Source organism: Solwaraspora sp. WMMA2080 (assembly GCF_027497395.1).
In the GTDB taxonomy this organism is placed as follows: domain Bacteria; phylum Actinomycetota; class Actinomycetes; order Mycobacteriales; family Micromonosporaceae; genus Micromonospora_E.
Genome location: NZ_CP114910.1, coordinates 4,314,984 through 4,326,695, shown reverse-complemented (window position 1 = coordinate 4,326,695; position 11,712 = coordinate 4,314,984). Strand labels below are relative to the sequence as shown.

9 protein-coding genes are annotated in these 11,712 nt (G+C 71.2%); 8 read left to right on the top strand and 1 reads right to left on the bottom strand.

Annotation, left to right across the window (positions count from 1 at the left end):
- Nucleotides 1-4: 4 nt before the first annotated feature.
- Nucleotides 5-823 carry a DISARM system phospholipase D-like protein DrmC gene (gene drmC, locus O7543_RS19595; RefSeq protein WP_281552501.1) on the top strand — a complete coding sequence of 273 codons (819 nt, stop codon included), beginning with the start codon at nt 5-7 and terminating at the stop codon, nt 821-823.
- Nucleotides 824-904: 81 nt separating this feature from the next.
- On the opposite strand, the gene O7543_RS19590 is transcribed toward drmC, so the two are convergent.
- Complete coding sequence (locus O7543_RS19590) at nt 905-2,146, bottom strand: hypothetical protein (RefSeq protein WP_281552502.1); 1,242 nt, start codon at nt 2,144-2,146, stop codon at nt 905-907.
- A 276-nt stretch (nt 2,147-2,422) separates the two neighbouring features.
- Here O7543_RS19590 and O7543_RS19585 point away from each other — a divergent pair, with 276 nt between their 5' ends.
- From O7543_RS19585 to O7543_RS19555, 7 genes are all read left to right on the top strand, one after another.
- Nucleotides 2,423-3,679 carry an alpha/beta fold hydrolase gene (locus O7543_RS19585; RefSeq protein ID WP_281552503.1) on the top strand — a complete coding sequence of 419 codons (1,257 nt, stop codon included), beginning with the start codon at nt 2,423-2,425 and terminating at the stop codon, nt 3,677-3,679.
- Nucleotides 3,680-3,695: 16 nt separating this feature from the next.
- Entirely contained in the window at nt 3,696-4,619 is a 924-nt protein-coding gene (locus tag O7543_RS19580; protein ID WP_281552504.1) for an NAD(P)H-binding protein, read from the top strand.
- A gap of 107 nt (nt 4,620-4,726) precedes the next feature.
- The gene (locus tag O7543_RS19575; RefSeq protein WP_281552505.1) at nt 4,727-6,916 is read left to right on the top strand and encodes a molybdopterin oxidoreductase family protein; all 2,190 of its coding nucleotides are present in this window, start codon (nt 4,727-4,729) and stop codon (nt 6,914-6,916) included.
- A gap of 14 nt (nt 6,917-6,930) precedes the next feature.
- Nucleotides 6,931-7,278: a molybdopterin oxidoreductase gene (locus O7543_RS19570; RefSeq protein ID WP_281552506.1), complete on the top strand. Its 348-nt coding sequence runs from the start codon at nt 6,931-6,933 to the stop codon at nt 7,276-7,278.
- Nucleotide 7,279: 1 nt separating this feature from the next.
- Nucleotides 7,280-9,766 carry a nitrite reductase large subunit NirB gene (gene nirB, locus O7543_RS19565; protein ID WP_281552507.1) on the top strand — a complete coding sequence of 829 codons (2,487 nt, stop codon included), beginning with the start codon at nt 7,280-7,282 and terminating at the stop codon, nt 9,764-9,766.
- Nucleotides 9,763-10,137, top strand: coding sequence for a Rieske (2Fe-2S) protein (locus tag O7543_RS19560; RefSeq protein WP_281552508.1), 375 nt, complete (start codon nt 9,763-9,765; stop codon nt 10,135-10,137). Before nirB ends, O7543_RS19560 begins: the two co-directional genes overlap by 4 nt.
- 202 nt (nt 10,138-10,339) lie before the next feature.
- Nucleotides 10,340-11,704: a nitrate/nitrite transporter gene (locus tag O7543_RS19555; protein WP_281552509.1), complete on the top strand. Its 1,365-nt coding sequence runs from the start codon at nt 10,340-10,342 to the stop codon at nt 11,702-11,704.
- Nucleotides 11,705-11,712: the final 8 nt, after the last annotated feature.

Here is an 11,712-nt window from a genome sequence, read left to right as displayed (position 1 = left end):
AGCGGTGAACCCGTCCGAGGCCACCGCCGGACTTCCTTCCGAGGTGCTGGCCGAAACCGTCGCCGAGTTGGCCGCCGAGCTGCCGGCCGGGCACGTCGCCGCCTGGGCCGGCGTACTGGCCTCGGTCCAGCGGTCGGAGGCCACGGTGGAGGCCGCGCTGATCGACGCCCGCCCCGGGTACGCGGTCGCCGCCCACGCCCGGCGGCTGGTCGCCGTCTGGCGAAGTCACGCCCCCGACCTGCCCGGTGCGGCCGTCGCGCTCGCTCTGCGCAGCGCCGCCCACCTGCAGCGACGGGCCGAAGTACGGCGTACCGAGCTGGTGGTCAGCGGGCCGAGCAGCCCGGCCGTCGCGGTCCGGCTGACCCGGTCGGTGGTGGTCGAGTTGATCCGGCAGGCCCGCCGATCACTGCTGATGGTCAGCTTCGCCGCGTACGGCGTCGCCGAGGTCGTCGCCGAGGTGTCCGCCGCCGCCGACCGCGGCGTCCGGGTCGACCTGGTGTTGGAGAGCGGCACCGCCGACGGTGGACCGCTGCGCGGGGTGACCGGAGCGGACGTCTTCGCCGGCCTCGGCGACCGGGTCACCTGCTGGCACTGGCCGGCGGCGCGGCGACAGCCCGGCCGGTCGCTTCCGGCCCTGCACGCCAAGGTGATCGCCGCCGACACCGACGCCGCCCTGGTCAGCAGCGCCAACCTGACCGACCGGGCGCTGTCGGACAACCTGGAAGTCGGGGTGGTGGTGCGGGACCCGGACGCGGTACGGCGACTCGTCGACCACTTCGCCGCGCTGATGGAACCGCGCACCGGAGTCCTGCGGCGACTCTGACCGGTAGGTCGCGGCCTCACAAGGCACCCCGGCCCGGGGTGTCCGCCAGCGGACACCCCGGGCCGGAAGGCGGGGCAGGGATCAGCTGGCGGTGGCTGGCCGGTCGTCGGCGAGCTCGCGGCGGGTCTCGGAGCGGGTCGGCGCGGCGGCAGCCCGGCGGGCCGGGTCGGTGCAGAGCTCAGCGATCTGGGCCTCGGTCATCGGGCCGCCCCGGGACCGGGTGACGCCCAGGTGGTCGGGGACCTCGACGGTCGCCTCGAAGTCCCAGATGTACCACTCCTTGCGGCCCCAGGCCTTGTTCTTCAGCTTGATCTCGATCGTGCCCTGGGCGGTCTGCAGCTTGGGGCTGCGGTCCAGCGCGGCCCAGCCCGACGGGCCGGCGTTGAGCGACGTGGTCCGGGAGACCGTCGACTCCCAGTTCCACTGCCGGCCGATGCTCTGGCTGATGCTCGTCGACACGTTGCTCAGCGCGCTGGAGCCGAAGGTGGTCGCGGGCACCTCGGCGGTCATGCTGATCGACCCACCGGTGGTGTCGGACCATTCGACCGACAGGCTGTTGTCGTACGGGGTGCAGTTGAAGTGCGAGGCGACCTCGTGGAAGCCGGCGGTGGTCTCGGTCACCGGTGTCCCCGCAACGAACTGGCAGGACACGGCCCGGCTGTCGCAGTGCTCGAAAAGCTCCGCGCGGGACGGTCCGTCCCAGAACCTGACCGAGCTGTACTGGTTGTCGGCGGGCACCTGCGCGAGCTGGTCGTGCGAGTACCACATGTGGGGGGTGCCGGACTGGTTGGTGTTGACGTAATAGTTGCTGGCGCAGTCGGTGATGTTCTTGTATGAACTGATCACGTTACTCCAGGCGGCGCCGGCGTCAGCGAGGTTGTTGAAGTTGTAGTACTTGCCGCCGCTGCAGGTGCCGGATCGCGAGACCATGCTCAGTGAGCCGCCGGTGTAGTTGGCGTTCTGGTACGCGATCCCGAGGACCACCTGGGCGGCCGCGGACGTACCCGAAGCCATGGCGCGGGTGGCGGCGGTGCCGGCGGCGGCGATCCGCTCGGTGGTCGCCGCGTCGAGTCGGCTGCCGTCACGCGGGGCGTCGGTGACCGCCCCGGCGGTCGCCACCTTCATGGCGGTCCGGAAGTCGCGGTAGCAGGCCAGCTCTTCGGCGGACTCGTAGAGCAGACAGTCGGCCATCTCCGCGGTGGGCACGGTGGAGGAGGCGGCGGCCGGGGTGCTCACGGCGAGCATCGGACCCAGCATCAGTACGGACAGGACGGTCGCGGTGCGGGCGTGTCGGAACATCCGACGGCGTTGCAGGAATGTCATGAGTGCCAAGTCTGGTGATGCAGGACCGCGCAGCCTTGGTGGAATTCGAAGGATCAGCTGAGGAAAATATGAGGAAGGAACATGGCCAGTGCTCTTTCCGGTGGAGTCAGTGATCGCCGTTACATTGACTCTGCCCGAAACCCTACAGCATTTCTGTCGGGTCTGAAACAGTGCGACCATTCGTGGCGCCGCTGACCAGGGCGTTCTGGTCGCCGCGAGGCGGTGGCCAAGATCGTCCGTCGAGGGCCGGGCGCGCACCGGGGGTACGCTCAGCCGATGGCCGGCGACACCTTCCGCTTCGGCGAGTACGAACTGGACATGGCCCGCTACCAGCTGCGGCGATCCGGTGAGCCGGTCCACGTGGAGCCCCGGGCACTCGACCTCCTGCAGTACCTCATCGAACACCGGGACCGGGTGGTATCGAAGAACGAGCTGCTAGACCAGGTGTGGGGCGACCGTTTCGTCAGCGAGGCGGCGCTGACCACCGGGCTGCGTACCGCCCGGATCGCCGTCGGTGACACCGGCCGTCACCAGCGGCTGATCCGGACCGTGCACCGGCGGGGGTACCAGTTCGCGGCACCAGTGACGGTGACCCGGGCCGGTGACCCCGCGGCCCCCGGACCGCAGCCGGCCGCACACCCGACCCGACCGGCACCGGCCCGGTCTGTGGTCGCCGGGGAGGCCGGCGGCGCGGACCGCCAGATCGTCCGGTTCTGCCGGGCCGACGATGGCACCCGGATCGCCTACGCCAGCGTCGGTTCGGGTCCGCCGCTGCTCAAGGCCGCCAACTGGATGACCCACCTCGATCTGGAGTGGACCACCCCGGTGTGGTCGCACTGGCTCAACGGGCTGGCCCGGGACCGGCAGCTGGTCCGCTACGACGAGCGGGGGTGCGGCCTGTCCGACTGGGACGTGCCCAGCTTCTCTTTCGACGACTGGGTCGACGACCTGGACACCGTGGTCGAGGCGGTGGGGCTGGACCGGTTCCCGCTGCTCGGTGTCTCCCAGGGCGGTGCGGTAGCGGTCGCGTACGCCGTGCGCCGGCCGGAGCGGGTCAGCCGGTTGATCCTCGCCGGCGCGTACGCCCGGGGCCGCCAGGTCCGGGCCCGCAGCCAGGCCGAGCAGGACGAGGCGGCCCTGGATCTGAACCTGGCGCGGGTCGGTTGGGCACACCAGGACCCCAGTTTCCTCGGTGTCTTCGCTTCCCAGTTCCTGCCCGAGGGCACTCCGGAGGAGTTGGAGGAGTTCATCGGCTTTCAGCGGCGGACCACCTCGGCGGCGAACGGGGTCCGGTTCCTGGAGGAGTTCGCCCGGATCGACGTCTCGGACATCGCCCACCGGGTGCAGTGCCCGACGTTGATCCTGCACTGCCGCGATGACATGCGGGTGCCCACCTCGCAGGCCAGCGAGCTGGCCACCCTCATTCCGGACAGTCAACTGGTGCTGCTGGACAGCCGCAACCATCTGCTCACCGCGTCCGAGCCGGCCTGGCCGGAGTTCCTGGCCCAGATCGACGCCTTCCTGACCGATTGACCAGCGGAGAGCCAGCATGAGGATCCTTGTCGTGGGCGGGACCGGCCTGATCGGTACGCACGTCGTCGACCTGCTGCGCGAGCGCGGCCACGCGGTGGCCACGGTGGCGCGGACCGCCCGTACCGGGGTCGACCACGTGCTCGACGTCGAGACCGCCTCGGTCGAGGACCTGCGGCCGCTGCTCACTGGCCACGACGGCGTCGTGTACGGCACCCGGGTCGACGAGCAGCGGGTACTCCCCGCACCGATCCATCCCGTGCTGCGCAGTGAACTCGTCGATCCCGTGGCGCGGATGTTCACCGCTGCCCGGCACGCCGGCCTGACCCGTGGGGTCCTGCTCGGCTCCTACTACACCTACCACGACCGGCTTCGTCCCGAGTGGCGGCTCGGCGAGCGGCACGCGTACATCCGGTGCCGGCTGGAACAGGCCCGGCAGGTGCGGACGGCGGCCGGAACCGACCTGCCGGTCACCGTGCTGGAGCTGCCGTTCGTCTTCGGCCGAGCCGGTGACCGGCTACCGAACTGGGCCGGTCCGCTGGACCGGTGGGCACGGTCGGCGGCGCCGCTGCTGGTCCCGGTCGGCGGAACCGCCGCGGCCTCGGCCGGCAGCGTCGCCGCCGCGGCGGTCGACGCGATCGAGGGAGCGTACGGCGGGGACGTTCCGGTCGCCGACGCCAACCTGACCTGGGTCGAGATGCTCGGGCGGATCGCCGAGGCGGTGGGCCGGCCCCGCCCGGTCCGGCGGCTGCCCGCCGGTGCGGTCCGCGTGGCCCTGCGGGCCGGCGGCGCACTGCAGGCGCTCGCCCGTAGGGAATCCGGGCTCAACCCCGCTCACCTGGCCGACCTGCTCCTCGACGAGCTGTTCATCGAGCCGCTGACCGGCCGGTCGCTCGAACCGTCGTTGCAGGAAACCTTCGGCGCGTCACCTGCCGGCAGGTGAGCGGGTCACTCTGATCACATCCAGATCGACAAGATCAACAGTAGTTGGCAACATCGATGTGACGTCGGCAACACGATAGTGCAACGTCGATTTCCCACTCTTGGGCGATGGGTGACCACGGCAGTCCCGACCTGGTCGGGAACGTGCTGACCCACTGCCCGTACTGCTCGCTGCAGTGCGGCGTACGGATGCGGCCGGCGCCGCCCCGACCGCCCGTCATCGAGCCAGCGGACTTTCCCACCAACCGGGGCGGGCTCTGCGCCAAGGGCTGGAGCGCGCCGGAACTGCTCGACCACCCCGACCGACTGCTCACCCCGCTGGTGCGCGCCGACCCGGCCGACCGGCGCAGCCCGCTGCGCCCGGCCAGTTGGGACGAGGCCCTCGACCGGATCACCGCCGCCATACAGACCAGCCAGCACCGGTACGGACCGGCCAGCGTCGGCCTGTTCGGCGGCGGCGGGCTGACCAACGAGAAGGCGTACCAGCTCGGCAAGTTCGCCCGGGTCGGACTGCGTACCCCGCACATCGACTACAACGGCCGGTTCTGCATGTCGTCGTCGGCCACTGCCGGCAACCGGGCCTTCGGTATCGACCGAGGCCTGCCGTTTCCGCTGGCCGACATCGCCGACGCCCGCGCGGTGCTGGTTGTCGGCGGCAACCCGGCCGACACCATGCCACCGGCGATGCAGTACTTCGACGCCGGCCGGGCCGCCGGCGCGGTCCACATCGTCGCCGACCCGCGCCGCTCGGCGACCGCCCGGGGCGCCGGCATCCACCTGCCGGTGGCGCCCGGCACCGACCTGGCCCTGGCCAACGGGCTGCTGCACATCGCCATCCGGGCCGGCCACGTCGACCAGGCGTACATCCGGGACCGGACCACCGGGTTCGACGCGGTCCGCACCGCCGTCGCCGGCTACTGGCCGGACCGGGTGGAACGGATCACCGGCGTGTCCGAGGAGTTGCTGCAGCGTACGGTGCACGCGCTGGCCACCGCGCCGACCGCGATGATCCTCACCGCGCGCGGTGCCGAGCAGCACAGCAGCGGTACCGACACCGCGCAGGCGTACATCAATCTCGCCCTCGCCCTCGGCCTGCCCGGCCGGCCCGGCAGCGGCTACGGCACCATCACCGGGCAGGGCAACGGCCAGGGCGGCCGGGAACACGGCCAGAAGGCCGACCAGCTGCCCGGCTACCGGCGCCTCGACGACCCGGCCGCCCGCGCCCACGTCGCCGCCGTGTGGGGCGTCGACCCGGCCGACCTGCCCGGCCCCGGGGTCTCCGCCACCGAGATGATCGACCGGATCGGCACCCCCGACGGGGTGCGCACGATGCTGGTGTTCGCCTCGAACATCCTGGTCTCCGCGCCGGACCGGGACCGGGTCGCCGACCGGCTGGCCGCGCTGGACTTCCTCGCCGTGTCGGACATCTTCCGGTCCGAGACGGCCGCCGTCGCCGATGTGGTGCTGCCCACCGCCCAGTGGGCGGAGGAGGACGGCACCATGACCAACCTGGAGGGTCGGGTGCTGCGCCGCCGCCGGGTGCTGCCACCACCGGACGGGGTACGCGACGACCTGAGCGTGCTGGCCGCGCTCGCCGACCGGCTCGGCCGGGGCAAACACTTCTCCACCGACCCGCAGACCGTCTACGACGAGCTGCGCCGGGCCAGCGCCGGCGGGATCGCCGACTACGCCGGCATCAGCTACCAGCGGATCGAGGCCGAGGACGGGGTGTTCTGGCCGTGCCCGGCCGGCGGCCATCCGGGTACGCCGCGACTGTTCACCGAACGGTTCGCCACCCCCGACGGGCGCGCCCGGTTCATCCGCGTGGAGCACCGGGATCCGGCCGAACTGCCCGACCGCAGCTACCCGTACCTGCTCACCACCGGCCGAATAATGGGCCAGTACCAGAGCGGCAACCAGACCCGCCGCTCGCCGTCGCTGGCCAGCACCGCCAGCGACCCGAAGGCCGAGATCCACCCGGACCTGGCCCGCCGGCTCGGCATCGGCACCGCAGACCTGGTCGAGTTGACCACCCGCCGGGGCCGGGCGGTGTTCCGGGCGTACCTGACCGAGCACATCCGGCCGGACACCGTCTTCGTGCCGTTCCACTGGGGCGGCACGGCCAGCGCCAACGCCCTGACCGATCCGACGTTGGACCGGCACTCCCGGATGCCGGCGTTCAAGGTCTGCGCGGTGGCGGTCCGCCGCTTCGCCGGACCCGACGGAGCCGGCCGGGCCACCACCGGCCCGGTCGGAGCCGGCCCGAGCAGCGCCGCCCCCGACGATTCCGCCACCTGACGAAGGGACCCACGATGCAGTCGACCCCACGTTTCCTGCAAGGAGTGTTCGCGTTCGACGGCAAAGGGTTGGACACGCCGCTGCCGTTGGATGGCAGCCTGCGCTACACGGTGCCGGACGGGCTGGTCACGCAGACCGTCTACTTCCGGGGCGGCAACAGCAGCGGCGAGCTGGTCTACGTCCTGCTGCTGCGCGACGGCGACCCGATGCGCTACTTCCCGATCGGCGCCCGCGACGCGGTGCACGTGCCGTTGCGGGTCGTCGAGGACCTGGTCGCCGGCACCGTGGTGGAGCTGCAACTCGCCGCGCCGGAAGGCGTCACCGGCACCGTCGTGCTCGATCTCGGCCTGGTGGAGGTGTGAGGTGACGCAGCGACGACCGCGACTGGTGGTGGTCGGCAACGGCATGGCCGGTGCCCGTACCGTCGAGGAGATCATCGACCGGGTCGGCCCGGATCGGTACGACATCACCATGTTCGGCGCCGAACCGTACGGCAACTACAACCGGATCCTGCTGTCCAACGTGCTCTCCGGCGCCGAGGAAGAGGACGGCATCTTCCTCAACAGCCTGCCCTGGTACCAGGAGAACGGCATCGCCCTGCGGGCCGGGGTGGAGGTGACCCGGATCGACCGGTTCGCCAGGGTTGTTCACGCCGTCGACGGCACCGTCACCCCGTACGACAAGTTGGTGATCGCCACCGGCAGCGTGCCGTTCGTGCCGCCGATCGACGGCGCCCACCACCCACGACGCGGCTTCCACCAGGGAGTGTTCACCTTCCGCACGCTCGACGACACCCGGGCGATGATCCGCTACGCCCGCGACCACGAGCGGGCGGTGGTGATCGGCGGCGGCCTGCTCGGCCTGGAAGCCGCCCGCGGCCTGCAGCAGTACGGCGTGTCGGTGACCCTGCTGCACGCCGCCGGGCACCTGATGAACGCCCAGCTCGACGCCACCGGCGGAGACATCCTGCGGCGCAGCGTCGAACGGCTCGGTATCGACGTGGTCACCAAGGCCCGCACCGAGCGGATCCTCGGCCGGGACGCCGTCGATGGGGTCCGGCTCGCCGACGGGCGCACGTTCGCCGCCGACATGGTGGTGATCGCCGCCGGAATCCGACCCAACACCACGCTCGCGCAGGTCAGCGGCCTGCCGGTGGAGCGGGGCATCGTCGTCGACGACCACCTGCGGGTGCTCGACGAGCCGGACATCTACGCGGTCGGTGAATGCGTGCAGCACCGAGGGCAGACGTACGGCCTGGTTGCGCCGCTGTGGGACCAGGCGAAGGTGCTCGCCGGGCAGCTCACCGGCACCGACCCGACGGCGGCGTACCACGGCTCGCGGACCGCGACCAAGCTGAAGGTCGCCGGGGTCGACGTGGCCGCCATGGGGGTGACCGCGCCGGAACGCGACGACGACGAGTTCGTGGTCTTCGCCGAACCCCGGCGCGGCGTCTACAAGAGCGTGGTGGTCCGCGACGACCGGCTGATCGGTGCCACCCTGGTCGGCGACGTCGGCAAGGTCGGCTTCCTGATGCAGGCGTTCGACCGGGGTTCGCCGCTACCGGAGGAGCGGGTCCGGCTGCTGTTCGACCTCGGCGGGCCGTCGGCCGAGGTGTCCGCCGCCGAACTCGACGACGACGCCCAGGTGTGCAACTGCAACGGGGTCAGCAAGGGCACGCTGGTCGCCACCGTCGCCGGCGGGGTTCGCACGGTGACCGGGGTGATGGACGCCACCCGGGCCGGCAAGGGCTGCGGCTCGTGCAAGAGCCTGGTCGGCCAGATCGTCGAGTGGGCGGCCGGCGGCGAGGTCGGGGAGGACCCGGCGGCCAACTGGTACGTGCCCGGGGTGCCGATGGACAAGCCGACCCTGATGGCCGAGATCCGCGCCCGTGGGCTGCGCAGCGTGTCGGCGGTCTTCGAGGCGCTCGCCGACGGCCGCGAGGACGCCAGGAGCAAGATGGGGCTGGTGTCGCTGCTGCGGATGATGTGGGGCGACGAGTACGTCGACGAGCGCGGCGCCCGGTTCATCAACGACCGGGTGCACGCCAACATCCAACGCGACGGCACCTTCTCGGTGGTGCCGCAGATGAAGGGCGGCTGCACCACCCCGGCCCAGCTGCGCCGGATCGCCGACGTGGCCGAGAAGCACCAGGTGCCGTTGGTCAAACTGACCGGCGGGCAGCGCATCGACCTGCTCGGCATCCGCAAGGAGGACCTGCCGCAGGTGTGGGCCGACCTGGACATGCCGTCCGGGTACGCGTACGGCAAGAGTTTCCGGACCGTGAAGACCTGCGTGGGCAGCGAATTCTGCCGGTTCGGCCTGGGTGACTCGACCGCGCTCGGCATCGCGATCGAGGAACGGTTCCAGGGGCTGGAGGCGCCGGGCAAACTCAAGCTGGCGGTCACCGGGTGCCCGCGCAACTGCGCCGAGGCGTACGTCAAGGACCTCGGGGTGGTCGCGATCGAGGGCGGCCGTTGGGAGATCTACGTCGGCGGCGCGGCCGGTGCCCACGTACGCAAGGGCGACCTGCTGGCCACCGTCGACGCGCCGGATGAGGTGATGACGCTGACCGGCCGGTTCCTGCAGTACTACCGGGAGAACGCGAACTGGCTGGAACGCACCTACGCGTTCGTGCCCAGGGTCGGCGTCGACCGGCTGCGGGAGCTGATCGTCGACGACGTCGACGGGCTCGGCCCCGGACTCGACGAACGGATGGCGGCGGCGGTGGCCGGCTACCGGGATCCGTGGCGGGAACGGGACGCCCCGGCGACCCCGGGCCAGTTCCGGACCGCGTTGCCGCTGGTGCCGCTGCCGGCGGTACCGGTCCGCGCCGAGAGCAGCCGGTCGTGACCGCGGTCGAGGACAGCCGGCTGATCGAGCACCGGATCGGACCCGGCGACGACATCCCACCCGGCGAGGGCCGGGCCTACCCGGTCGCAGGTGACCTGGTGGCGGTGTTCCGGCTGACGTCGGGGCAGTTGCGGGCGGTGGCGGCGGTCTGCCCGCATGCCGGCGGCCCGCTCGCCGACGGGCTGATCGACGCCGAGGTGGTGATCTGCCCGCTGCACCAGCACGTCTTCGAGCTGGCGACCGGGTGCTCGCGCACCGGGCAGCCGGCACTGCGCAGCTACCCGGTCCGGCAGGACCCAGCCGGCACGGTGTGGGTGTCGGTGCCGGCGGCACGGGTTCCGGTACCGCCTGCCGGTGGCGCCGGCCGGTAGATCTCACAACGTCGGGGCCGGCCCGGTGCGAACCATGACCACGCTCCGACATCACCGTTTTCCACGCCAGGAAACATTCGGTTCATAACCTGACTCCCCAATGCCACCCCGGTAGACGTCCGATCATCGCCGATCCGGAAACGTCGCTCGGCAGCATCTCGATCGCCACCCTACGGCACCCGATGGCTAAGGAGCCAACCTGATGGCCAACGAGACAGTCAACGCGGAGACCATCGAGACCCGCCCGCAGGAGAACCGGAAACGGTGGATTGCGCACTGGGAGCCGGAGGACCCCACCTTCTGGCGTACGGTGGGCCGGCCGGTGGCCCGGCGCAACCTCATCTTCTCCATCTTCGCCGAACACATCGGCTTCTCGGTGTGGCTGCTCTGGAGCATCGTGGTGGTGCGGCTGAGCAGCGCCGGGTGGGACCTCAGCGTCAGCCAGACGCTCTGGCTGACCGCCGTACCGAGCGGTGTCGGGGCGTTCCTGCGGCTGCCGTACACCTTCGCGGTGCCGATCTTCGGCGGCCGCAACTGGACGGTCGTCTCCGCCCTGCTGCTGATCATCCCGTGCGCCGGTCTCGCCTGGGCGGTCAACAATCCGGAAATCGGGTACGGCACCCTTCTGATGATCGCCGCGACAGCCGGATTCGGCGGCGGAAACTTCGCATCCAGCATGGCCAACATCTCGTTCTTCTACCCGGAACGGGAAAAGGGCTGGGCGCTCGGCCTGAACGCCGCCGGTGGCAACATCGGCGTCGCGGTGGTGCAGTTCCTGGTGCCGAAGGTGATCGTGCTCGGCGGCGGGCTGGCGCTGTCCCGGGCCGGCCTGATGTACATCCCGCTGGCGGTCATCGCGGCGGTCTGCGCCTACCTCTACATGGACAACCTGGCCGAGGCGAAAGCGGACGTCGAACCGGTCTGGTCGTCGTTGCGCCACCCTGACACCTGGATCATGTCGCTGCTCTACATCGGCACGTTCGGCTCGTTCATCGGCTACTCGGCGGCCTTCCCGACCCTGCTGAACGCGGTGTTCAACCGGCCGGACATCGCGCTCGGCTGGGCGTTCCTCGGCGCCGGGATCGGCTCGGTCGCCCGGCCGCTCGGCGGTCGGCTCTCCGACCGGATGGGCGGCGCCCGGGTGACCGCGGCCAGCTTCGTCGTCCTTGCGGCCGGCGCCTACGCCGCGCTGTGGGCGGTGCAGCAGCAGAACCTCGGCGTCTTCTTCGTCAGCTTCATGGTGCTGTTCGTCGCCACCGGCATCGGCAACGGGTCGACGTACCGGATGATCTCGAAGATCTTCCGGGTGAAGGGTGAGGACCGCGGCGGCTCTGCGGAGACGATGCTGCGGATGCGCCGGGAGGCGGCCGGCGCGCTCGGCATCATCTCGTCGGTCGGCGCGTTCGGCGGCTTCCTGGTGCCGATCTGCTACGCCTGGGCCAAGTCGACGTACGGCAACATCGAGCCGGCGCTGCGCTTCTACGTCGTGCTGTTCGTGGTGATGCTGGCCGTCACCTGGTTCGCCTATCTGCGGCGGGGTTCCCGGATGGCGCAGGCCGGCGTCTAGGATCGGGC

Bases quoted from the DNA above. Each gene is read 5' to 3' on its own strand.
- O7543_RS19590 (WP_281552502.1), bottom strand. From the start codon at position 2,146: ATGACATTCCTGCAACGCCGTCGGATGTTCCGACACGCCCGCACCGCG.
- O7543_RS19585 (WP_281552503.1), top strand. From the start codon at position 2,423: ATGGCCGGCGACACCTTCCGCTTCGGCGAGTACGAACTGGACATGGCC.
- O7543_RS19580 (WP_281552504.1), top strand. From the start codon at position 3,696: ATGAGGATCCTTGTCGTGGGCGGGACCGGCCTGATCGGTACGCACGTC.
- O7543_RS19575 (WP_281552505.1), top strand. From the start codon at position 4,727: ATGGGTGACCACGGCAGTCCCGACCTGGTCGGGAACGTGCTGACCCAC.
- O7543_RS19570 (WP_281552506.1), top strand. From the start codon at position 6,931: ATGCAGTCGACCCCACGTTTCCTGCAAGGAGTGTTCGCGTTCGACGGC.
- O7543_RS19555 (WP_281552509.1), top strand. From the start codon at position 10,340: ATGGCCAACGAGACAGTCAACGCGGAGACCATCGAGACCCGCCCGCAG.